Origin of the sequence: Pseudomonas sp. PDM21, from assembly GCF_014852505.2 — a bacterium.
Classification (GTDB): domain Bacteria; phylum Pseudomonadota; class Gammaproteobacteria; order Pseudomonadales; family Pseudomonadaceae; genus Pseudomonas.
Window position 1 is genome coordinate 2,162,305 of the sequence record NZ_CM181223.1, and the last position, 22,362, is coordinate 2,184,666.

Consider the following 22,362-nt stretch of genomic DNA (forward strand, 5'->3'; position numbering starts at 1 on the left):
CGACCTCTGGCACGGGCCTTGCGACGGCACCTGCAGCCGAGTGAGAGCGGCAACAAGGAGTGGAAGATGGCTCGGGTGTTCTATGACGAAATGCATGACGCCGCTGGCGCCTGCCGACCGCACTACACGGAGTTCGCCCGCTGGCTGGCGGACATGCCCGGCGAACAGCTGCAGCAGCGCCGTCGCGAGGCCGACCTGCTGTTCTATCGCGCGGGCATCACCTTTACCCTCTATGGCGACGACCAGGGCACCGAGCGCCTGATCCCCTTCGACACCATCCCGCGCAGCATTCCTGCCAGCGAGTGGAAGATCATCGAGGCCGGCTGCATCCAGCGAGTCCAGGCGCTCAACCTGTTCCTCGCCGACCTCTACCACGACCAGCGCATCCTCAAGGAAGGCCTGATCCCGCCCGAGCAGGTCCTGGCCAACGACCAGTACCAGCTGGCCATGCAGGGCCTGGACGTGCCCGGCAACGTCTATGCGCACATCGCCGGCATCGACCTGGTGCGCGACGGCAACGGCGCCTACTACGTGCTCGAAGACAACCTGCGCACCCCCAGCGGCGTCTCCTACATGCTGGAGAACCGCAAGATGATGATGCGCCTGTTCCCCGAACTGTTCGGCGCCCAGCGCATCGCGCCCATCGACCACTACCCGAACCTGCTGCTCGACACCCTGCGCCAGGCCAGCGAAGTGGAGCAGCCCTGCGTCGTGGTGCTGACGCCCGGCCGCTTCAACAGCGCCTACTTCGAACATGCCTTCCTGGCCCGCGAGATGGGCGTGGAGCTGGTGGAAGGCGCCGACCTGTTCGTCCGCGACGAGCGCGTCTACATGCGCACCACCTCCGGCCCGATGCCGGTGGACGTGATCTACCGGCGGGTTGACGACGACTTCCTCGACCCGCTGGCCTTCAACCCCGACTCCATGCTCGGCGTGCCAGGCCTGCTGGCCGCCTACCGTGCAGGCAATGTGGTGCTGGCCAACGCCATCGGCACCGGCGTCGCCGATGACAAGTCCGTCTATCCCTACGTGCCGGAGATGATCCGCTTCTACCTCGACCAGGAGCCGATCCTGCACAACGTGCCGACGTGGCAGTGCCGCCGCCCGCAGGACCTGTCCCACGTGCTGGCGCACCTGCCCGAGTTGGTGGTGAAGGAAGCGCAGGGCTCCGGCGGCTACGGCATGCTGGTCGGCCCGGCTGCCAGTAGCGCCGAGATCGAAGCCTTCCGCGCGCGGCTGATGGCGCGCCCGGAGGCCTACATCGCGCAACCGACCCTGAGCCTGTCGACCTGCCCGACCTTCGTCGAGAACGGCATCGCCCCGCGCCACATCGACCTGCGGCCGTTCGTGCTGTCCGCGCCGGACAACGTGCGCCTGGTGCCCGGCGGACTGACCCGTGTGGCGCTGCGCGAGGGTTCGCTGGTCGTCAACTCGTCACAAGGTGGCGGTACCAAGGACACCTGGGTGGTGGGGGATTAAGCATGCTCAGTAGAACCGCTTCCGACCTGTACTGGATGTCGCGTTACCTGGAGCGCGCCGAGAACCTCGCGCGCATGCTCGACGTGTCCTACTCGCTGTCGCTGATGCCCCAGGACGGCCGTGGCGATGGCCTGGAGGAGTTGGCCATGCCGCTGCTGATCACCGGCAACCTCGACGCCTATCTCGCCCGCCATGGCGAGCTGCACGCCGAGCGCCTGCTGAACTTCTTCGCCCTCGATGCGCAGAACCCGGCGAGCATCTATTCCTGCTTCGGCGCGGCCCGTGCCGGTGCCCATGCGGTGCGCGGACGGATCACCACCGACATGTGGGAGAACATCAACGCCACCTGGCTGGAGATGCGCGACATCGCCCATCAGGGCCTGCTGCGCTACGGCATCAGCCACTTCTGTGAATGGGTGAAAGACCGCTCGCACCTGTTCCGCGGCGCCACCTTCGGCACCAGCATGCGTAACGACGCCTTCCACTTCATACGCCTGGGCACCTACATCGAGCGTGCCGACAACACCCTGCGCCTGCTCGACGCGCGGCATCAGGTGCTGGGGGAGCACAGCGCCGGCCCGGCCGAAGGCACGGCACGCGGCTACTACCAGTGGACCGCGCTGCTGCGCGCGCTGTCGGCGTTCGAGGGTTACACCGAGTTGTACCGCGACGCCCTCAACGCGCGGAACATCGCCGAACTCCTGCTGCTGCGCGAGGACGTGCCGCGCTCGCTGCTGGCCTGCGCCGAGGAGCTGCGCCAGATCCTCGCCAGCCTGCCCGGCATCAACGGCCGCCCGGCCCAGCGCCTGGCCGCCGAACTGGAAGCGCGGGTGCGCTACACCGGCATCGACGAAGTGCTGGGCAGCGGCCTGCATCCCTGGATCACCGACCATATCGGGCTGGTTCGTCAGCTCGCCAATGCCATTCACAGCTCGTACCTGGAGGCCGCATGAAACTCTCCATCCGCCATGACACCACCTACCGCTACGAAGACCAGGTGCGCGCGAGCATCCAGTACCTGCGCCTGACCCCGCAGGAAAGCGAGCGCCAGCATGTGCTCGACTGGCAGTTGCACCTGCCGCGACCGGCACACCCGCAGCGCGATGCCTACGGAAACATCCTTCACGTACTGACTCTGGATGAGCCCCACGAGGCCATCGTCATCGCCGCCCACGGCCACGTGGAGATCGATGTGGAAAACGAGCGCGAGCACGATCACCTGTCGCCGCTGCCGTTCCTGCGCAGCACCCGGCTGACCCAGGCCGACGGCGCGCTGCAGGAGTTCGCCCGTGCCCAGTGTGCCGATCGCCGCGACCGCAAGGCGATGATTCGGCTGATGCAGGCGCTGAACGAGCGCATCGCCTATGTGCCCGGCTCGACCCAGGTGGACAGCACCGCCGCCGAAGCCTTCGCGGCCGGGCAGGGCGTCTGCCAGGACCACGCTCACGCCTTCCTCGCCTGCCTGCGCTACCTCGGTGTGCCGGCGCGCTACGTCTCCGGCTATCTCTACACCGATGTCGAGGATCACCTGGCCAGCCACGCCTGGGCCGAGGCCTGGCTCGATGACGCCTGGTACAGCTTCGACGTGACCAACGTGCTGGATCGCCCTGAGCGCCACCTGAAACTGGCGGTGGGCCTGGATTACCTCGATGCCTGCCCGGTGCGCGGGATGCGCCGGGGCGGCGGTGGCGAGCAGATGCACGCCCGCGTCACCGTGGCGCCGGGTCATCTGCAGCAGGCGCAACAGTGAGGATGCGTGGCACAAGCGACGGCACCGGCATAAGATCGGTGCCAGTTCCTGCCGCCATGAGAAAGCCATGACCTACTGCGTCGCCATGAACCTCGCCCAGGGCCTGGTCTTCGTTTCCGATTCGCGCACCAACGCCGGCGTCGACAACATCGCGGTGTTCCGCAAGCTGCATATCTTCGGCACGCCGGGGGAGCGCCTGATCGTGGTGCAGAGCGCCGGCAACCTGGCCACCTCGCAGTCGGTGATCAGCACGCTGCGCCAGCGCATGGGCGGCGACGGACCGAACCTCGGCACAGTGGAGAATCTCTTCGAGGCCGCGCGCCTCGTGGGTTCGACGCTGCGCGAAGTGGTCGATCACGACGAGAATATTGGTCAGAACCAGGGTGTCGACCTGGGCAGCTCCTTCCTGGTCGGCGGGCAGATCGGCACCGAAGTGCCGCGCCTGTTCAACGTCTACCCGCAGGGCAACTTCATCGAGTCCTGCCGCGATACGCCGTACTTCCAGATCGGCGAGAGCAAGTACGGCAAGCCGATCATCGACCGCGCCATGAGCTACGCCACGCCGCTGGAGCAGGCCCTGCGCTGCGCGCTGATCAGCTTCGACTCGACCATCCGCAGCAACCTCTCGGTGGGCATGCCGCTGGACCTGCTGGTGTACCGCGAGGGCAGCCTGGAGGTGCCGGCGGGGTACCGCATCCAGGAGGGTGACCCGTATTTCGAGGGCATTCGCAACCAGTGGGGCGCGGGGCTGCGCCAGTTGCTCGGTGAACTGCCGGCGCCGCCGGGAGATTACTGGCACTGAGGCCTGGTTAAGCATCTGCGCTTGAGCTGAAACCCCTCACCCCAGCCCTCTCCCAAGGGGAGAGGGAGCCGTCCGTGCCGGCTGACGCGGTCGTTTCATCCTGCTCCGAACGGTCCCCTCTCCCTCTGGGAGAGGGTTAGGGTGAGGGCAATCCCTTGCGCCGATGCACCCGGAACTTTCGATGGATGCTCTGCAGGAGTGAGCATGCTCGCGAGCCATTACCGTGCCGGTTTGGTTACCCGCCAGCCTTCACCTTCCGCCCCGCCATGTGCTTCAGGTAGGCGACAATCTGCTCCAGTTCCGCATCGCTGACCACATCCGCCGCAAAGCCCTTCATCCGAGCTTCCGGCCAGTGCCGCAGGCTCTGCGGATCGCGGATGTACTGCTTGAGATAGCCCGGCGCGAAGTACTCGGTGGGGTTGTGCGGCAGGTTCAGGTCCGGGCCGAACTGCGAGTCGCCGGCACCGTTCAGGCGGTGGCAGGCCAGGCAGTTCTTCTGGAACTGGGCGAAACCCTTCTGCACTGATTCAGGCGCATTCTTCGCCGGCAGCAGCGCGGGGAAGCGCTCGGCCAGCGGCTTGAGGTAACGGATGCTGGCGACCTGGAAGGGCCATTGCTCCGGGCCGATGCCGGCGGCTTTCGGATCGGTCCACACCAGATAGAAAGGCCCGGCGGAAGGCTTGCCTTCGGCCAACGGTGGCCAGGGTTTGCCTGTCTCTTCGATGGCCAGCCAGGCGCGCGAGCCTTTTTCCGCCAGCAGCGGCGCGGCCGGCAGTTCGGCAGCGAAGCCATCCAGCGCCACGGCCTGCAGGTGGTCGGCCGGCTTCACGCCCTGCAGCAGCGCCGCCAGCGGTACCGCGCGGTAATGCATGGTGCGGTTGTAGGAGACATCGGCGGGAATCTCGATGTCCTGCGCCTTGGGGTTGGTCAGCAGTTGTTCCGTGCTGAAGTCGTGCCTGCCGTCGGGCAGTTCCAGGGTGAGCGTGGCGGCGAAAGTGGTGGGGCAGAGCAGCAGCAGCGTCAGCAGCAGTGGGCGCATGGTCGCATCCGTGGCGGGAGAGGGCCGCGGAACATTAGCAGAGGAGTGGGCGCAGCAGGAGGCAGGTGGCTCCCGCGCTGCGTTGACCGTGGCTCGCGAATGGCGGCACGCGGTACGCAGCGGCGGGGTTGCCGGGTGTTGGCCCTAGCCGACCAGACGACTCAGATTGGGGATGATCAAAACAACGGTGGTTGCGAAGACGATCAGGCTAGCCTGACGCCACTTTCTCGATTGTTTGTCCATGATGTCCTTCCGCCTTTCTTGTTCTTGGCACGGCTCACTCACGGCCTGTTGATAGTGACGCCCATGCCTTGGCTTCTGGTTTATCGAGCCGAGCCGGCAAAACCCGGCAACGGCACTCTTCGCATCATCTGCCTGATTGAGTCTAAGCCTAGTGCCGCGGGGGCTTAGACCATCTGGCAGCAAGTCCTGCAGCTTCAGGCATATTCCCTCTATATGACCGGGCCGTGACAGCTCTGTTCAGCTTTTCGACCGTTCGTCTGCCTGCTCCGGCAGCCCCTTTCCAGAGCCTTCGACCCGTTCGCCGCCGGTCGGTGGCTGAGCGTGGCGGTCAATTGCGCTGAGCGCTGCGGTCATTGCCCCTTGCCGATACGCCGCTAAGGTAGGCCGACACGCCACGCCTGCGTGACGACAACTCTAAGAGAGAACGCCATGACCGAAGCATTCATTTACGACGCGGTGCGTACTCCCCGCGGCAAGGGCAAGAAGGACGGCGCGCTGCACAGCGTCAAGCCGGTCAACCTGATGGCCGGGGTCCTGCGCGCGCTGCAGCAGCGCAACCAGCTCGACACCGCACAGGTCGACGACATCGTCCTGGGCTGCGTGACCCCGGTGGGCGACCAGGGCTCGGACATCGCCAAGACCGCCGCGCTGGTCGCCGACTGGGACGAGCAGGTCGCCGGCGTGCAGATCAACCGTTTCTGTGCCTCGGGCCTGGAAGCGGTCAACCTGGGCGCCATGAAGGTGCGCTCGGGCTTCGAGGACCTGGTGGTGGTCGGCGGCGTGGAGTCCATGTCCCGCGTGCCCATGGGCTCCGACGGCGGCGCCTGGGCGCTGGACCCGGAAACCAACCTGCACACCAGCTTCGTGCCCCAGGGCATCGGCGCCGACCTGATCGCCACCCTGGAAGGCTTCAGCCGCGCCGACGTCGACGCCTTCGCCCTGCGCTCGCAGCAGAAGGCCGCCAAGGCCCGCGCCGAAGGGCTGTTCGGCAAATCCCTGGTGCCGGTGACGGACCAGAACGGCATCGTCCTGCTCGACCATGACGAATTCATCCGCGCCGACTCCACCCTCGAAGGCCTCGGCGCGCTCAAGCCCAGCTTCGAAATGATGGGGCAGATGGGCTTCGACGCCAGCGCACTGCGCAAGTACAGCTTCGTCGAACGCATCGAACACGTGCACACGCCGGGCAACAGCTCCGGCATCGTCGACGGCGCCACCGCCATGCTCATCGGCTCCGAGGCCAAGGGCCGCGAGCTGGGCCTGAAGGCCCGCGGGCGCATCGTCGCCACCGCAGTGACCAGCACCGACCCGACCATCATGCTCACCGGCCCCGCGCCGGCAACCCGCAAGGCGCTGGCCAAGGCCGGGCTGAAGGCCGAGGACATCGATCTCTTTGAGGTGAACGAAGCCTTCGCCTCGGTGGTGATGAAGTTCATGAAGGACATGGGTGTGCCGGAGAGCAAGGTCAACGTCAACGGCGGCTCCATCGCCATGGGCCACCCGCTGGGCGCCACCGGCTGCATGATCCTCGGCACCCTGCTGGATGAACTGGAGCGGCGCAATTTGCGCTACGGCCTGGCCACCCTCTGCGTGGGCGGCGGCATGGGTATCGCGACGATTATCGAAAGGGTTTGAGGCCGGAGAACAAGAAAATGACCGACGCCATCCGTTATGAGAAAGGCCAGGACAATATCGTCGTCCTGACCATGGACATGCCCGGCCAGAGCGCCAACACCATGAACGGTGTCTACCGCGAGGCCATGGCCGCCACCGTGGCGCGCCTGGAAGCCGAGAAGGAGTCGATTGCCGGTGTGGTGATCACTTCCGCGAAGAAGACCTTCTTCGCCGGCGGCGACCTCAATGAACTGATCAAGGTGACCAAGGCCGATGCCCAGGCCTTCTATGAAGGCATCCTGGTGCTCAAGGGCCAGCTGCGTCGCCTGGAGACCCTCGGCAAGCCGGTAGTCGCCGCCATCAACGGCGCGGCCCTGGGCGGCGGCTGGGAAATCTGCCTGGCCTGTCACCACCGCATCGCCCTGGACGAAAGCCACGTCCAGCTCGGCCTGCCGGAAGTCACCCTGGGCCTGCTGCCAGGAGGTGGCGGCGTGGTGCGTATGGTGCGCCTGCTCGGCCTGGAGAAGGCCCTGCCGTACCTGGCCGAAGGCAAGAAGGTGCGCCCGGACCAGGCACTCAAGGCCGGCCTGATCCATCAGCTGGCTTCCAGCCGCGACGAGCTGCTGAGCAAGGCCCGCGAGTGGATTGCCGCCAACCCGGCCGCCAAGCAGCCGTGGGACAGCGCCGGCTACAAGATCCCCGGCGGCACGCCGTCGAGCCCTGCCGTGGCGCAGATGCTGGCCATCGCCCCTTCCGTGCTGCGCGACAAGACCAAGGGCTGCTTCCCGGCGCCGGAGAAGATCATGTGCGCCGCCGTCGAAGGCGCCCAGGTGGACTTCGATACCGCGCAGCTGATCGAGGCGCGCTACTTCACCGAGCTGACCACCGGCCAGGTGGCGAAAAACATGATCGGCACCTTCTGGTTCCAGCTCAACGAGATCAACGCGGGCAAGTCCCGTCCACAGGGCATCCCGCCGCAGCAGACGAAGAAGGTCGGGGTGGTCGGCGCCGGCATGATGGGCGCGGGCATCGCCTACGTTTCGGCCGCCGCTGGCATCGAGGTGGTGCTCAAGGACGTTTCCCTGGAGTCGGCAGAGAAGGGTAAAGCCTACTCCGCCGGGCTGCTGGACAAGAAGGTCAGCCGGGGCCAGATGAGCGCCGAGAAGCGCGACGCCTTCCTCGCACGGATCAAGCCGACCGCCAGCGACGCTGACTTCGAAGGCTGCGACCTGATCATCGAAGCGGTGTTCGAGGACCGTGGTCTGAAGGCCAAGGTCAGCGTTGCCGCCGAATCTGCCGCGCTGCCCGATGCGGTGATCGCCTCCAACACCTCGACCCTGCCGATCACCGGTTTGGCCGAAGCCGTGGCGCAGCCGCAGAAATTCATCGGTCTGCATTTCTTCAGTCCGGTGGACAAGATGCCGCTGGTGGAGATCATCCGTGGCGAGAAGACCGACGACGCCACCCTGGCCCGCGCTTTCGACTACGTCCTGCAGATCAAGAAGACACCGATCGTCGTCCACGACAGCCGTGGTTTCTTCACCTCCCGCGTGTTCGGCACCTTCACCAACGAAGGCCTGGCCATGCTCGGTGAGGGGGTGTCGGCGGCGATGATCGAGAACCAGGCGCGCCAGGCCGGTATGCCGGTAGGCCCGCTGGCGATCAGCGACGAAGTGTCGATGAGCCTGATGACTCACATCCGCGAGCAGACCCGCAAGGACCTGGAAACCGAAGGCAAGCAATTGCCCAGACACCCGGCCTTCGCGGTGGTGGACCTGATGGTCAACGAGTACAAGCGCCCGGGCAAAGCCGCCGGCGCCGGCTTCTACGACTATCCCGCCAACGGCAAGAAGCACCTGTGGCCGGAGCTGAAGCAGCGCTTCGAGAAGGCTGACGCGCAGATCTCCGCCGAGGACGTGCGCGACCGCATTCTCTTCGTGCAGGCCATCGAGACGGTGCGCTGCGTGGAGGAGGGCGTGCTGACCTCCACCGCCGACGCCAACATCGGCTCGATCTTCGGCATTGGCTTTGCGGCCTGGAGCGGCGGCGCGCTGCAGTTCATCAACCAGTACGGCCTGAAGGACTTCGTCGCCCGTGCCGAGTACCTGGCCGAGCAGTACGGCGAGCGCTTCCTGCCACCGGCGCTGCTGCTGGAGAAGGCAGCGCGGGGCGAGAGCTTCTGAGGCGTCCTCCGCGGAATGAGAAAACCGGCCCGAGTGGCCGGTTTTTTCTTGCCGGCACAAGCCTTAGGATGGCGCCTTCCCCTTCAGCAGGATCGCTCCGATGACGCCTCCCGCTTTGTTGATCATCGACCAGCAGAAAGGCATGCGTGACAGCCGCGAGCCGCGCAACAACCCGCAGGCCGAGCAGCGCATCGGCGACCTGCTGGCGGCCTGGCGCCGGGAAGGTTGGCCGCTGGTACATATCCGCCACATGTCGCGCACGCCGGGCTCGCCGTTCTGGCCCGGACAGACGGGCGCCGAGTTCCAGGAGGCGCTGGCGCCGCTGGAACACGAACACGTGGTGGAGAAGAACGTCCCCGACGCTTTCATCAACAGTGGCCTGGAGCGCTGGTTGCGTGCGCGGGGCATCGGGGCAGTGGTGATCTGTGGCGTCAGCACCAACAACTCGGTGGAGGCCACGGCGCGCACGGCGGGCAACCTGGGCTTCACTACGCAGGTCGTGGCGGACGCCTGTTTCGCCTTCGACAAGCGCGATTTCAACGGTGTGCAGCGCAGCGCCGAGGACGTTCACGCCATGTCCCTGGCCAACTTGCAGGGCGAGTACGCGCAGGTCCTGGACACGAACTCGCTGCTGAAAAGGCAGTCCATCAGCTGAATCCTTGCCAACCGGCCGTCACTCCTGTGCATCCGTGCAATTGAAGGAAGTCGGTTTTTCCGGTATTTCCCCTGAAATTCCTACACAAGAATCGGCCCCGGCATCTTGTGTGGTGAAAAAATAGGGCGTAATTTTCACGCGCGTTTCATCAGTGTCAGGAAAACCATTCTTATCAGCCGCCAACCCCCCAGGAATCACCCCTGCATGTCGTTGCACATCTGCATTCTGGAAACCGACATCCTCCGCCCCGAACTCATCGATCAGTACAAGGGCTATGGCTGGATGTTCCAGCAACTGTTCGCCAAGCAACCCGTTCCGGCCGAGTTCACGGTCTACAACGTGGTGGAAGGGCATTACCCGCCCGAAGATGAGAAGTTCGACGCGTACCTGGTGACCGGCAGCAAGGCGGACTCCTTCGGCACTGATCCCTGGATCCAGACCCTCAAGGACTACGTGCTCAAGCTCTACCAGCGCGGCGACAAGCTGCTGGGTGTGTGCTTCGGCCACCAACTGCTGGCACTGGTGCTGGGCGGCAAGACCGAGCGCGCGAGCCAGGGCTGGGGCGTGGGCATCCACGATTACCGCATCGAGGAGCAGCCGGAGTGGATGAGCCCGGCGCCGGGCGATGGCCTGACCCTGCTGGTCAGCCACCAGGACCAGGTTACCGAGCTGCCCCACGGCGCACGTCGCATCGCCTCCAGCGACTTCTGCCCGAACGCGGCCTACGCCATCGGCGACCAGGTGTTGTGCTTCCAGGGCCACCCGGAGTTCCAGAGCGACTATTCCCAGGCGATCCTCGAGCTGCGCAAGCACATCTTCAGCGAGCCGGTGTTCCAGTCCGGCATCGACAGCCTTTCGCGCCCGCACCAGGGCACGGCGGTCGGCGAATGGATGATGCGCTTCGTCCAGCAGGGGCGTGATGAAAAGAAGAGCGCGGCCTGACTCCTGCTCTGTTGACTGAAAACGCCGCTCAATCGAGCGGCGTTTTCGATTCTGGAGACGGGGTATCGGCAAACGGCTTTTGTAGGATGGGTGGAGCTTCCCGGGGGCATCTGTAGCTTGCGGTCAGAGCCAGTCGGCCTGCTTGAAGCTGATGTAGAGCCCGACGCAGCCCAGCGCCAGCAGCCCCATGATCAGGAAGTAGCCGTAGTGCCAGTGCAGCTCCGGGATGTACTCGAAGTTCATCCCGTAGATGCCGGCCACGGCAGTGGGGAACGCGAGGATGGCTGCCCAGGCGGCGAACTTGCGCTGCACCACGCTCTGCCGCGAGGACTCCAGCGCCAGCCCGACCTCGATGGTCTGGCTGGCCACGTCGCGCAAAGTGGTGAGGTCTTCGAGCAGGCGGTTCACATGGATCGCCACGTCGCGGAAGTAGGGTCGCATCTGCTTGTCGATGAAAGGGAAGTCCAGGCGCTGCAGCTCCTGGCAGATTTCCACCATGGGCGCGGCATAGCGCCTGAGCCGCAGTACCTCACGGCGCAGGCCGTAGATCTTTTCGATCTGCTCCTGGGTCAGCGACTTGCGCAGCACCTCTTGTTCCACCTCCTCAATCTCCGCGCGGATCGCCTCGACCACCGGCTCGTAGTTGCTCATCACGAAGTCCAGCAGGGCGTAGAGCACGAAGTCGGTGCCATGGGCCAGCAGCAGTGGTCGCGCCTCGCACCGCTGTCGGACCTGGGCGTAGGACTGGGAGAAGCCGTGGCGCGCGCTGATGATGTAGCCGATGCCGGCAAAGAGGTGGGTTTCGACGAACATCAGCCGGCTATCGGCGCGGATCGGTGAGTAGATGACGATGAACAGCGCGTCGCCGAAGGTTTCCAGCTTCGGCCGGCTGTGCTTTTCCAGCGCGTCTGACACGGCCAGTTCGTGCAGGTTGAACTGCCGTTGCAGGTTGAACATCTCTTCCGGCGTTGGCTCCTGCAGGCCGGTCCAGACGAAGTGGTCGGGCTGACACGCCCAGCGGTAGCCGTCCTCGAGCGGGATGTCGGAGACCTTGCGGCCCTTGCTGTAGACGGCGGAAGCGATGACTCGGCCCATGCTCAAGCCCACCCTGCTGCTGGATCGGTCGGGAGTCGTTCTGCAGGGATTGAGTGTTGGCCAGCCTGGCGCGACGCGCCAGCGAAGCGGAATCAGGAGTGAGGCGTGAGCGCTTCCTGGAGCCCTTGCAGTGCCACGGGCACCGCCTGGTTGAAGCGTTCGAAGAGCCCGCTGCGGTCGATGTTGTCCACCGGGGCACGGCGCGCGCCGTCGAAGCCGGCGCTGAGGGCGGTGACCACCAGGATCACGATGGTGTAGAGCCCCAGGGCGGCGAGGGCACCGTTGCGGGCGTAGCGGTGGGCTTGGCGGTTCATGCTGGCGACTCGGGTCAGGGGAAGTGATGGCCCAGTGTCGCTTTGGTCATTTCGATTGAATAACGATGCCGGTTGGTTCCCGGTATCAGGCAAATTGATAGATGGCGGCGCTACGACCAGACGCAAGGAGGTGAGTGGCGGGACGCTATCGGATGTTTCCGGAACTCTGGCGGGCTTCATGGCTGCTTGACCCTCGTCAGGGAGGGGAGGCGACGGGCGTGGCGGCCGTCGAAAAGCACTGAGGTTGCGTCATCGTCCCTGAAAGGCCCGGCATCACGCCGGGCTTTTCGCTTCGGGCAGGGTTGCATGACGTCACCTGCTGCAGGCGGCTGGCGGGATGTGAAAGTTTCAGCCCTGCTTGGAAGCGGCTTCGACATTCACCTGGCTGGCGGACTGCTCGGACTGTTGTTGCTGAATAGCGGCCTGGGTCATGTGAACCATGCGGTCCTGCATCAGCGGGGACTCTTCGGCAAAGCTGGCCTGGGCGGCGAAGGCGGTAGCGGCGGCCAGTACGCTGGCGGCGATGATGTTGAGTTTCATGATGAACACCTCTGGGTTGGTTTGTTTCGGGTTCATATATAGGTTAATGCGTAATAATTTTTGAAAAATAGCAAACAGGCTTAATCAGTATTGCTATTTAGGTAATAGTGATGGCATGAAAAAGCCCGGCACCAGGCCGGGCTTTTGGTCATCGGGCTATCAGGCCAGGTGGTTCCGGTCCAGCTCGATGGACTTGTCCAGGGTTTCCAGCAACTGCTTGCGCACTTTCAGCTTGGTGTTGCGGTGGGCGGTCATGTTCAGCTTCTTCAGGTGCTGGGCGGCCTCCAGGGCAGCGGCCTGGAGTTGTTCGGCCGGCACCACCTTGTCGAGGAAACCGGCGTCCACGGCGTCGCGCGGGTTGAACATCTCGGCGTTCACCACGGAGCGGGTGAAGGCGGAACGGCGCAGGCGGTCACGGGCCAGTTCGATGCCGACGTGGTGCATGGTCATGCCGATGGCCACTTCGTTGAGGCCGATCTGGAACGGCCCGTCGACGCCGATGCGGTAATCCGCCGAGAGCAGGATGAAGGCGCCCTTGGCCACGGCGTGGCCGGTGCAGGCGACGATGACCGGGAACGGGTGGGACAGCATGCGGCGGGCCAGGGTGGAGCCGGCGGCCACCAGGTTCACGGCGTTTTCCGGGCCGGAGGTCATCACCTTGAGGTCGTAGCCGCCGGAGAGAATGCCCGGCTGGCCGGTGACGATGACGATGGCACGGTCCTTCTCCGCCTGGTCCAGGGCCTGGTTGAAGGCTTCGATGACCGCCGGGGAGATGGCGTTCACCTTGCCGTTGTTCAGGGTCAGGGTGGCGATGCCGTCTTCGAATTGGTAGCTGATCAGCTCACTCATGGCAGAGGGTCCTGGGTTGCAGTCCTTGGGTTGGAAGTGGCCAGAACATACTGACGCAGGCCTGGTGCGTAAAGCGTTTTGACTGACTGGTGAGTCAGCTGCATGCCACTAAAATCGGGCGAATTCTGTGTACTGTGCACGCAAATTCCGACGGCGTTCGTGGAGAGGTCTCAGGCGTACTGTTAAGCTGCCAGTATCCCTACGCCCCGCTCTCGCACAATCCAGGATGTGCCCGCCATGTCGAAGATTCTCAAGTGGTCCCTATTCGCCGTCGTGGCGATCGCCCTCATCATCAAGGCGTCGCTCTGGCTTTCGGTGCGCAGCGTGGTGAACGACGCCATCGCCCGCGTCTCGCCGTTCATGGAAATTACCTATGGCGGCATTTCCTCGTCCTTCGACGGCCGTGTCGGTTTGCAGAACGTGGTGATCAGGGTCCCCATGGCCGGTGACAGCCTGAAGGTCTCCCACGCCCAGTTGAAGTTCAATGGGCTGCGCGAGCTGCTGAGCTTCAAGGAGCGTCTGGATGAGGGCAAGCTGCCGGAGCAGATGGCGGTGGACCTGAAGGGCGTCGAGTTGCAGATCCACGGCCCGTTCATGCAATCGCTGTACGCCAAGCCGGCAGAGAAGAGCGCCTTCACTGCCATGAGCGAAGTGGCCTGCGGCAACGTTCGCAACATCGGCGTCGATGAGTTGCTGCAGATGGGGTACCGCACCCTCGAGTCGGATATCGAGTTCTCCTATCGCATGCAGCCGGGTGCGCAGACCCTGACCTTTGACCTGCGCAGCGATACTCGCGACATGCTCGACATGCACACCAGCATGACGTTGATGAACGTCTCCGAGCGCCCGGGCGACATGCGCGTGAACCCGCCCCGGGTATCCCAGGTCGTCTTCGAGATGAACGACAACCAGTACCAGCGTCGGGTCAGCGAATTCTGCCGTGGCAAGCTGGGCGTCGATCAGAAAGCCTACACCGCGCTGTCGCTGGAGAAATTCGACAAGGCCTTGCGCCAGCAGCGCGTCGCGCTCGACAAGCCGCTACTCGAGGCCTATGGCCGTTACCTGGAAGATCCGCGTTCGCTGCGCATCGAGCTGATGCCCAGTGAGGGAATGGCCTGGGACGGTCTGCAATTTTTCGAGCCCAAGGATGTGATCCAGATGCTCCATCCGGTCGTCTTAGTGAACCAGCAGTCAGTCACACCGCTGGGGTTCGCGTGGGTCGAACCGGCTAAGGAAAAACTCACGCCGGAAAGCCAGTATCAAATGGTTTCGGCCCCGGAAACGGTTGAGTCGCAGGCCAAAACGCAGCAATATGAGTTCGTTAGCGTTGAAAGTCTTGCCCAGTACACAGGCAAGCGCCTGCAGTTCATCACGTTTGATGGTGCCTATTATCAGGGTGTGCTGCACAAGGTGGAGAACGGCCGGGTCTATATCACCGTCATGATCGGGACGGGCTCGGCGGAAATGTTCCTCCGCCTGAACAAGATCAATCAGGTGCGGGTCATGTTGTGAGGCCCTGCGAAGGAGAGAGCAAGTGAGTGAGTCGTTGTCCATCCAGCATGATGAAACCAGCCACCAGTTCGTAACGACTGTTGATGGTCATCGCGCCTATCTGGCCTACATGGATCTGGGCAAGCAGACGCTCGACATCTACCGTACCTTCGTTCCGGACAGCCTGCGCGGCCGCGGCATCGCTGCCGCGCTCACCGAACATGCGCTGCAGTTCGCCGAGCGCAAGGGCTATAGCGTCATCCCGTCGTGCTCCTACGTCGAGCGCTACCTGGAACGCCGCCAGCGTCACACCGATACAGCGCTCTGACGTTCAGCGCGCTGAAATGAAAGAACCCGGCCAATGCCGGGTTTTTTTGTGCTTGCCGAATGGCCGTAGCGCCAAAGAAAAAGCCGGGCAGATGCCCGGCTTTTTTTTCGTTCGTGCCTTGAGCGTCAGCCGCGCTGGCGCTTGGGCAGGACTTCCTTGAGCTTGGTGTGCATGCTGCGCACGGCCTTCTCGGTGGTGTCCCAGTCAATGCAAGCATCGGTGATCGACACGCCGTACTGCAACTGGCACAGGTCCTTCGGGATCGGCTGCGCGCCCCAGCCCAAGTGGCTTTCCACCATCAGGCCGACGATGGAGTTGTTGCCTTCGGCGATCTGGTTGGCGACGTTGTCCATCACCAGCGGCTGCAGGGCTGGGTCCTTGTTGGAGTTGGCGTGGCTGCAGTCGACCATCACGTTCAGGGGAATCTTCGCCTTGGTCAGTTCCTGTTCGCACAGGGCGACGCTGACCGAGTCATAGTTCGGCTTGCCGTTGCCGCCACGCAGCACCACGTGGCCGTAGGCGTTGCCCTTGGTGGTGACGATGGAGACGCCGCCTTCCTGGTTGATGCCCAGGAAACGGTGCGGGCTGGATACCGACTGCAGGGCGTTGATCGCCACGGTCAGGCTGCCGTCGGTGCCGTTCTTGAAGCCGACCGCCGAGGACAAGCCGGAAGCCATCTCGCGATGGGTCTGGGATTCGGTGGTGCGTGCGCCGATGGCCGACCAGCTGATCAGGTCCTGCAGGTACTGCGGGGAGATCGGGTCGAGCGCCTCGGTGGCGGTGGGCAGGCCCATCTCGGCGAGGTCGCGCAGCAGTTGGCGGCCGATGTGCAGGCCGTCCTGGATCTTGAAGGAGTCGTCCAGGTACGGGTCGTTGATCAGGCCCTTCCAACCGACTGTGGTGCGCGGCTTCTCGAAGTACACGCGCATCACCAGGAACAGGGTGTCCGCGACTTCTGCGGCCAGCACCTTCAGACGCTCGGCGTATTCGTGGGCGGCCTTGATGTCGTGGATCGAGCAGGGGCCGATTACCACGAACAGGCGGTGGTCCTTGCCGTCGAGGATGTCGCGGACGACCTGGCGGCCGTTGGCGACGGTGCGCAGGGCGGCGTCGGTCAGGGGGATTTCGCGCTTGAGCTGCTCCGGCGTGATCAGTGTCTCGTTGGAGGCAACGTTAAGGTCGTCGATCTGTAAATCAGCCATCGTGGTACTCAATCAGGTCACGGGTGCCGGCCGCCAGAAATCCCCGTGCGATGGGGCGCAGGCAGAGGTGTCGCTAAGGGGAACCCGAACCTTAACCGTTCAGGCGTAGCCTCGACAATGGCTCGATGCAGGAAAATGCCCGCAACACGGGCATTTGCGCGACTTTCTGCGGGGTGCCGATCAGACCGCGCAAAACATCGGGAAGTCGGCGGCGTTCTGCGCGATCCACTCCAGCGCCAGGGTCTCGAACGGCAGGCTGCTGCCGCTCGCCTGTTCCTGCTGGCGGCGGTACTGCTCGATCTGGCAGACCTGCTCGACCATGCGCGCCCGGAACAGGGTGTCTTCGTCGATGAAGGCAATGCCTACGCGGTAGTCGCTGGCCTGCTTGCGGCTCCAGGCGATGACGCCGGGGTAGCAGGCGGAGTCGCCCAGCAGGGGAATGCGCAGCTCGATGGAGGTGCCGCGGCGAAAGCCCCGTGGCGAATTGCACGCGACGCCGCCGAGGCTGATATTGTGCAACCGCTGGCGCGGCAGGAAAGTCTGTTTGCGGATGACCAGCTCGACCGGAAAATCGCACGGGTGGCGCAGGAACTGACGCATGACGGAACGCTCCGACTGCAATCTTTATAGTGGTGGCACCTTGAGTATAGTGCCGGCCCTGGAGCTGACCGACCTGGATGCCGACCGCCGGCTGCTGGAGCTGCCGGGCGTATCGCTGCTGATTTTCACCGGCGCTGGCTGCTCCACCTGTCGCTGGGCGCGGCAGGTGCTGCCGGAGTTCGGCCTGCCCATCGACCGCCTGTGCTGGATCGACGCCGGGCACAGCGGCGGCCTGGTCGAGCGCTATGAGGTCTTCCATCTGCCGTCCCTGTTCCTGGTGCGCGACAGCCATTTCCTGGGCCCGGTGCACGCACCGCTGCGCCCCGAACCCCTGATCCAAGCCCTGCGCGCTGCCCTGGCGCGTCCTGCTGAGGAATTGCCTTGATGAATCTGCGAATCGGCATCATCGGAACCGGCGCCATTGGCGGTTTCTACGGCCTGATGCTGGCCCGCGCCGGCCATGACGTTCATTTCCTGCTGCGCAGCGAGTATCCCGCCGTCGCGCAGAACGGCCTGCGTCTGAACAGCCAGGTGCACGGCGCGCTGAGCCTGTCGCCGGTGAACGCCTACGACGATGTGGCGAAGATGCCGTCCTGCGACTGGCTGCTGGTGGGCGCCAAGACCACCAGCAACGCCGACCTCGCGCCGCTGATCATTCAGGCCGCTGCGCAAGGCGCCAAGGTCCTGCTGCTGCAGAACGGCCTTGCCGTGGAAGACGAACTGCGCGCGCTGCTGCCCGGACACATCCACCTGCTCGGCGGGCTCTGCTTCATCTGCGTGCACCGCGCCGAACCGGGTGTGATCGAACACCAGGCCTTCGGCGGGGTGAACATCGGCTATCACTCGGGTTCCGCTCCGGAGGCCGAAGCGCGCCAGGCGATCGTGGAGGAGGGCGCTGCGCTGTTCCGTAGCGCCGGCCTGGACTCCAACGCCATGCCCAATCTGGAGCAGGCGCGCTGGCAGAAGCTGGTCTGGAACATCCCATACAACGGCCTCTCGGTGCTGCTCGACAGCGGCACGCGGGCGATCATGGACAACCCCGACAGTCGCACCCTGGTGGCCGAACTGATGGAGGAAGTCATCGCCGGCGCCGCCGCGTGCGGGCACTCGCTGCCCCAGGGCATAGTCGGGGCGATGCTCAACTCCACCGATGCCATGCCGGACTACCTGCCCAGCATGTACCATGATTTTGCCCAGCGCCGGCCGCTGGAGCTGGGCGCGATCTACGCGGCGCCTCTGGAAGCTGCGCGCAAGGCCGGGCGCGAACTGCCGAAGATCGAGGCGCTGTATCGCGCGCTGCGGTTCATCGACGTACGCAACCAGACTCGCTGACGAGCACCGGGGGAAGCATGGCAAAAGGGCTGGGCGACAAGCTGGTGGTGGCGATTTCCTCGCGGGCGCTGTTCGACCTGCGGGAAAGCCATCAGGTTTATGAAAGCGAGGGCGTCGAAGCCTATCGCCAGTACCAGATCGACCGTGAGGACGAAGTCCTGCCGCCGGGCGATGCCTTTGCCCTGGTGCAGAAGCTGCTCGCCCTCAACGGCGGGACCGACAGCGCGCCGGTGGAAGTCGTCCTGGTCTCGCGCAACAGCGCCGATACCGGACTGCGCGTATTCAATTCCATCCAGCACTACGGCCTGGGCATCTCCCGCGCTGCGTTCGTCGGCGGGCGTAGCCCTTATCCCTACCTCAAGGCGTTCAACTGCCACCTGTTCCTATCGACCCATATAGATGACGTGCGCAACGCGCTGGATGCCGGCTTCGCTGCCGCGACCATCCTTTCCGGCGGCACCCGCCGGGAAGCCAATGGCGAGCTGCGCTTCGCCTTCGACGGCGATGCGGTGCTGTTCTCCGACGACTCCGAGCGCGTCTACCAGCAGGGCGGCCTGGAAGCCTTTCAGACCCACGAGCGCGAGTCCGCGCGCGAACCTCTGGGCGGTGGGCCGTTCAAGCCCTTCCTCAAAGCGCTCAACCGCGTGCAGCAGGCCTTCCCGCAGGAGTCCTGCCCGATCCGCACGGCGCTGGTCACCGCGCGCTCGGCCCCGGCCCACGAGCGGGTAATCCGCACTCTGCGCGAGTGGGACATCCGCCTGGACGAGTCGCTGTTCCTCGGTGGCCTGGACAAGGCTGCCTTCCTCGAAGCCTTCGCCGCCGACGTGTTCTTCGACGACCAGCCGATGCACTGCGAGAAGGCTCGGGAGGTAGTGGCGACCGGCCATGTTCCCCATGGCGTGAGCAACGAGAAGAAGGTCGCCGGTTAGCCGCCCGGCCGCGACATCCGGCCTTCTCGGAGCGATTCGCGTTCTCCTGCTACGCTGCTGGATAGGCCCCGCCGCGCAGGCAGTCGAGGAGGCCGCATGATCCGAACGATTCTTTACGCCACCGACCTCGGTCTTTACGCTCCCTACGTCCTTCAGCACGCACTGTCGCTGGCCCGTGCCTACGGAGCCGAGGTGTATGTCGTGCACGCGGTGGAACCGTTGGGGCTGTTTGCCGAGTCCGTGCTGCAGACCTACCTGGATGAAGGCACGCTGAACGAGATGCGCACCAATGGCCTGACCAATGTCATGGGCAGCATCGAGCAGCGGGTGATGGAAGGCTTCCGCGATGAGCTGGGGGAAGCGCGCCAGGACGCCGAGCTGATCCGCTCGGTGCGCGTGGTGCAGGGGGACGCGCCGATGGTGATTCTCGACGAGGCCAAGCGCCTGGACGTCGACATCATCGTCGCCGGCAGCCACAGCCACGGGGATGGGCTGAATACGCCGCTGGGACGCACTGCCGCGCGCCTGGTACAGCTGGCCGAAGTGCCGGTCTACCTGGTACCGATGCTGCAGCACCGCTGAAGGCTTTGTGACGATACGTCAGGCAAGCCCGGAATTTCCGTAGGGCTTTAGACGAATGGCATGCAGGGCGAAAAAAAACGTCTAGTTTTATTCCTTAAACCATTAATATGGTTATAAAACGACAAGCCCCTGATCGCGGGTCGCGACATTCATTTCGAGGAAAGTCCATGAAGCTTCAGCAACTGCGCTATATCTGGGAAGTCGCGCACCACGATCTGAACGTCTCGGCCACTGCCCAAAGCCTGTACACCTCCCAGCCCGGCATCAGCAAGCAGATTCGCCTGCTGGAGGACGAGCTGGGCGTCGAAGTCTTCGCCCGCAGCGGCAAGCACCTGACCCGCGTCACCCCGGCCGGCGAGCGCATCATCACCACCGCTGGCGAGATCCTGCGCAAGGTCGAGAGCATCAAGCAGATCGCCCAGGAGTTCTCAAACGAAAAGAAGGGCACGCTGTCCATCGCCACCACCCACACCCAGGCGCGTTATGCACTACCCGGCGTGATCAGCGGCTTCATCAAGCAATACCCGGACGTCTCCCTGCACATGCATCAGGGCACGCCGATGCAGATCGCCGAGATGGCCGCCGACGGCACCGTCGACTTCGCCATCGCCACCGAGGCGCTGGAGCTGTTCGGTGACCTGATCATGATGCCGTGCTACCGCTGGAACCGCTGCGTGATCGTGCCCCAGGGCCACCCGCTGACCAAGATGCCGAAGCTGACCCTGGAGCTGCTGGCCGAGCAGCCCATCGTGACCTACGTATTCGGTTTCACCGGCCGCTCCAAGCTCGACGAAGCCTTCAACCAGCGTGGCCTGGTGCCGAAAGTGGTGTTCACCGCGGCCGACGCCGACGTGATCAAGACCTACGTGCGCCTGGGGCTGGGCGTGGGCATCGTCGCCCACATGGCGGTCGATCCGAAGCTCGACAGCGACCTGGTGATGCTCGATGCCAGCCACCTGTTCGAGTCCAGCGTGACCAAGATCGGGTTCCGTCGCGGCACCTTCCTGCGCGGCTTCATGTGCGACTTCATCGAGAAGTTTGCCCCGCACCTGACCCGCGACCTGCTGGCCAAGGCCGTTCAGTGCCACAACAAGACCGAGCTGGACGAGCTGTTCGACGGCATCGAACTGCCGGTCTACTGATCGCCCCCTCACTCGAAAAAGCCCGGCAGATGCCGGGCTTTTTCATTGCTGGCTTCAGTGGATGCGCCAGCGCAGCAATAGCAGGGCGGCGAAGGCCAGCGCCGCGCCGATGAAGAAGGTCCAGCTGGCGCCGAAACTCTGCCACAACCAGCCAGCCAGTACGCTGGCGAGCAGCATGGCGATACCGCTGGCGAGGTTGAACACGCCGAAGGCGGTGCCCTTCAGGTCGGCTGGCGTGGTGTCGGCGATCAAGGTGGCCAGCAGCCCCTGGGTGAAGCCCATGTGCAGGCCCCACAGTGCGACGCCGACGAGCATCAGCGGCGTGGAGTCGGCCCAGGCCAGCAGCAGGTCGGCCGCCACCAGCAGGGCCATGCCGATAGCCAGTAGGCCGGTGCGGTCGGTGCGGTCCGACCACCAGCCCACCGGGTAGGCCGAGAGCATGAATACCAGGGCCATCACCACCATGACAATGGGTGTCCAGGCCATCGGCAGTCCGATGTCCTGGGCGCGCAGCACCAGGAAGGCTTCGCTGAAGCGCGCGAGGGTGAACACCGCGCCGATGCTGACCACCCACCAGTAGCGCGCCGGGAAGCTGCGCAGCGCGTCGCGATGGATCGGCGAGCGGAAGCGCTGGGGGCCTTCGGCCGGTTCCGGTTCGTTGACGAAGAAGACGATGGCCAGCACCGCGAAGCCGGCTGGAATACAGGCGAACCAGAACACCAGTGGCAGGTTGTTGCCAAGCCAGAGCATCAGCGCAATGGCCAGTAGCGGGCCGGCGAAGGCGCCGACGGTGTCCATGGACTGGCGCAGGCCGAAGCAGGCCCCGCGGATCGACGGCGGCGAAACGTCCGCGATCAGTGCGTCGCGTGGTGCGCCGCGGATGCCTTTGCCGATACGGTCGAGTAGGCGTGCGGCGAAGATGGTCTCGCCGGAGGTAGCCAGCGGGAACAGCGGCTTGGACAGCGCCGCCAGGCCGTAGCCGAACAGCACCAGGCCCTTGCGTCGTCCAAGGTAGTCGCTGATGGCGCCGGAGAATACTTTCACGATCAGCGCGGTGGCTTCGGCGATGCCTTCGATCAGGCCCACCGCGACCATGCTAAGGCCGAGGCTGCCAACCAGGAACAGCGGCAACAGGCTGTGCAGCAGTTCGGAGGACAGGTCCATGAACAGGCTGACGAAACCCAGTGCCCAGACGGTGGTGGGAATGCGGGGGCGTCTGCGATCCGTGCCGTCGGCCATGGCGAAACATCC

Annotated in this window: 23 protein-coding genes; 15 read left to right on the forward strand and 8 right to left on the reverse strand. The window is 64.6% G+C overall.

The window, feature by feature from the left end:
• The first annotated feature begins 66 nt into the window (after window positions 1-66).
• From IB275_RS10390 to IB275_RS10405, 4 genes are all read left to right on the forward strand, one after another.
• The gene (locus IB275_RS10390) at window positions 67-1,479 is read left to right on the forward strand and encodes a circularly permuted type 2 ATP-grasp protein (protein WP_192295392.1); all 1,413 of its coding nucleotides are present in this window, start codon (window positions 67-69) and stop codon (window positions 1,477-1,479) included.
• A 2-nt stretch (window positions 1,480-1,481) separates the two neighbouring features.
• Complete coding sequence (locus IB275_RS10395; protein WP_045208605.1) at window positions 1,482-2,432, forward strand: alpha-E domain-containing protein; 951 nt, start codon at window positions 1,482-1,484, stop codon at window positions 2,430-2,432.
• Window positions 2,429-3,229, forward strand: a complete 801-nt coding sequence (locus IB275_RS10400) for a transglutaminase family protein (RefSeq protein ID WP_192295393.1) — start codon at window positions 2,429-2,431, stop codon at window positions 3,227-3,229. The genes IB275_RS10395 and IB275_RS10400 overlap by 4 nt, the downstream gene beginning before the upstream one ends.
• A gap of 67 nt (window positions 3,230-3,296) precedes the next feature.
• Window positions 3,297-4,031 carry a proteasome-type protease gene (locus tag IB275_RS10405; RefSeq protein ID WP_192295394.1) on the forward strand — a complete coding sequence of 245 codons (735 nt, stop codon included), beginning with the start codon at window positions 3,297-3,299 and terminating at the stop codon, window positions 4,029-4,031.
• A gap of 235 nt (window positions 4,032-4,266) precedes the next feature.
• Here the strand turns inward: IB275_RS10405 and IB275_RS10410 are convergent, their stop codons facing one another.
• Window positions 4,267-5,070, reverse strand: a complete 804-nt coding sequence (locus tag IB275_RS10410) for a cytochrome c (protein WP_192295395.1) — start codon at window positions 5,068-5,070, stop codon at window positions 4,267-4,269.
• 672 nt (window positions 5,071-5,742) lie between these two features.
• Between IB275_RS10410 and IB275_RS10415 the strand changes: the two genes are divergently transcribed.
• The 4 genes from IB275_RS10415 (at window position 5,743) to IB275_RS10430 (ending at window position 10,707) form a co-directional block, all read left to right on the forward strand.
• Window positions 5,743-6,948, forward strand: a complete 1,206-nt coding sequence (locus IB275_RS10415) for an acetyl-CoA C-acetyltransferase (protein WP_192295396.1) — start codon at window positions 5,743-5,745, stop codon at window positions 6,946-6,948.
• A 17-nt stretch (window positions 6,949-6,965) separates the two neighbouring features.
• Window positions 6,966-9,110: a 3-hydroxyacyl-CoA dehydrogenase NAD-binding domain-containing protein gene (locus IB275_RS10420; protein ID WP_192295397.1), complete on the forward strand. Its 2,145-nt coding sequence runs from the start codon at window positions 6,966-6,968 to the stop codon at window positions 9,108-9,110.
• 100 nt (window positions 9,111-9,210) lie between these two features.
• Window positions 9,211-9,765 carry a cysteine hydrolase family protein gene (locus IB275_RS10425; RefSeq protein ID WP_192295398.1) on the forward strand — a complete coding sequence of 185 codons (555 nt, stop codon included), beginning with the start codon at window positions 9,211-9,213 and terminating at the stop codon, window positions 9,763-9,765.
• Window positions 9,766-9,969: 204 nt separating this feature from the next.
• Window positions 9,970-10,707 carry an amidotransferase gene (locus IB275_RS10430; RefSeq protein WP_081520599.1) on the forward strand — a complete coding sequence of 246 codons (738 nt, stop codon included), beginning with the start codon at window positions 9,970-9,972 and terminating at the stop codon, window positions 10,705-10,707.
• A gap of 123 nt (window positions 10,708-10,830) precedes the next feature.
• Here IB275_RS10430 and IB275_RS10435 read toward each other — a convergent pair whose 3' ends face one another.
• From IB275_RS10435 to IB275_RS10450, 4 genes are all read right to left on the reverse strand, one after another.
• Window positions 10,831-11,802, reverse strand: a complete 972-nt coding sequence (locus IB275_RS10435) for a magnesium and cobalt transport protein CorA (RefSeq protein ID WP_081520665.1) — start codon at window positions 11,800-11,802, stop codon at window positions 10,831-10,833.
• Window positions 11,803-11,894: 92 nt separating this feature from the next.
• Window positions 11,895-12,116 (reverse strand): hypothetical protein, encoded by a 222-nt coding sequence (locus IB275_RS10440; protein ID WP_081520598.1) that lies wholly within the window; start codon window positions 12,114-12,116, stop codon window positions 11,895-11,897.
• Window positions 12,117-12,464: 348 nt separating this feature from the next.
• The gene (locus tag IB275_RS10445; RefSeq protein ID WP_081520664.1) at window positions 12,465-12,656 is read right to left on the reverse strand and encodes a hypothetical protein; all 192 of its coding nucleotides are present in this window, start codon (window positions 12,654-12,656) and stop codon (window positions 12,465-12,467) included.
• Between the two features lie 159 nt (window positions 12,657-12,815).
• Window positions 12,816-13,505: a crotonase/enoyl-CoA hydratase family protein gene (locus IB275_RS10450; protein ID WP_045208591.1), complete on the reverse strand. Its 690-nt coding sequence runs from the start codon at window positions 13,503-13,505 to the stop codon at window positions 12,816-12,818.
• Between the two features lie 237 nt (window positions 13,506-13,742).
• Here IB275_RS10450 and IB275_RS10455 point away from each other — a divergent pair, with 237 nt between their 5' ends.
• Complete coding sequence (locus tag IB275_RS10455; RefSeq protein ID WP_192295399.1) at window positions 13,743-15,017, forward strand: hypothetical protein; 1,275 nt, start codon at window positions 13,743-13,745, stop codon at window positions 15,015-15,017.
• 22 nt (window positions 15,018-15,039) lie between these two features.
• The gene (locus tag IB275_RS10460; protein ID WP_024765462.1) at window positions 15,040-15,324 is read left to right on the forward strand and encodes a GNAT family N-acetyltransferase; all 285 of its coding nucleotides are present in this window, start codon (window positions 15,040-15,042) and stop codon (window positions 15,322-15,324) included.
• A gap of 125 nt (window positions 15,325-15,449) precedes the next feature.
• Here the strand turns inward: IB275_RS10460 and IB275_RS10465 are convergent, their stop codons facing one another.
• Complete coding sequence (locus IB275_RS10465; protein ID WP_192295400.1) at window positions 15,450-16,526, reverse strand: 3-deoxy-7-phosphoheptulonate synthase; 1,077 nt, start codon at window positions 16,524-16,526, stop codon at window positions 15,450-15,452.
• A gap of 180 nt (window positions 16,527-16,706) precedes the next feature.
• On the reverse strand, window positions 16,707-17,126 hold the full coding sequence (locus IB275_RS10470) for a PilZ domain-containing protein (RefSeq protein ID WP_081520595.1): 420 nt from the start codon (window positions 17,124-17,126) through the stop codon (window positions 16,707-16,709).
• Between IB275_RS10470 and IB275_RS10475 the strand changes: the two genes are divergently transcribed.
• The 5 genes from IB275_RS10475 (at window position 17,125) to cysB (ending at window position 21,111) form a co-directional block, all read left to right on the forward strand.
• A complete protein-coding gene (locus IB275_RS10475; RefSeq protein ID WP_192295401.1) occupies window positions 17,125-17,511 on the forward strand; it encodes a YbbN family protein in 387 nt (128 codons plus the stop codon). The two genes, IB275_RS10470 and IB275_RS10475, sit on opposite strands and share 2 nt — an antisense overlap.
• A complete protein-coding gene (locus IB275_RS10480) occupies window positions 17,511-18,458 on the forward strand; it encodes a putative 2-dehydropantoate 2-reductase (RefSeq protein ID WP_192295402.1) in 948 nt (315 codons plus the stop codon). Before IB275_RS10475 ends, IB275_RS10480 begins: the two co-directional genes overlap by 1 nt.
• A gap of 17 nt (window positions 18,459-18,475) precedes the next feature.
• Window positions 18,476-19,387 carry a 5'-nucleotidase gene (locus IB275_RS10485; RefSeq protein ID WP_192295403.1) on the forward strand — a complete coding sequence of 304 codons (912 nt, stop codon included), beginning with the start codon at window positions 18,476-18,478 and terminating at the stop codon, window positions 19,385-19,387.
• A gap of 96 nt (window positions 19,388-19,483) precedes the next feature.
• Window positions 19,484-19,969 carry a universal stress protein gene (locus IB275_RS10490; RefSeq protein WP_081520591.1) on the forward strand — a complete coding sequence of 162 codons (486 nt, stop codon included), beginning with the start codon at window positions 19,484-19,486 and terminating at the stop codon, window positions 19,967-19,969.
• Window positions 19,970-20,136: 167 nt separating this feature from the next.
• Window positions 20,137-21,111 (forward strand): HTH-type transcriptional regulator CysB, encoded by a 975-nt coding sequence (gene cysB, locus IB275_RS10495; protein ID WP_192295404.1) that lies wholly within the window; start codon window positions 20,137-20,139, stop codon window positions 21,109-21,111.
• Between the two features lie 54 nt (window positions 21,112-21,165).
• Here cysB and IB275_RS10500 read toward each other — a convergent pair whose 3' ends face one another.
• Window positions 21,166-22,350 carry an MFS transporter gene (locus IB275_RS10500; RefSeq protein ID WP_192295405.1) on the reverse strand — a complete coding sequence of 395 codons (1,185 nt, stop codon included), beginning with the start codon at window positions 22,348-22,350 and terminating at the stop codon, window positions 21,166-21,168.
• Window positions 22,351-22,362: the final 12 nt, after the last annotated feature.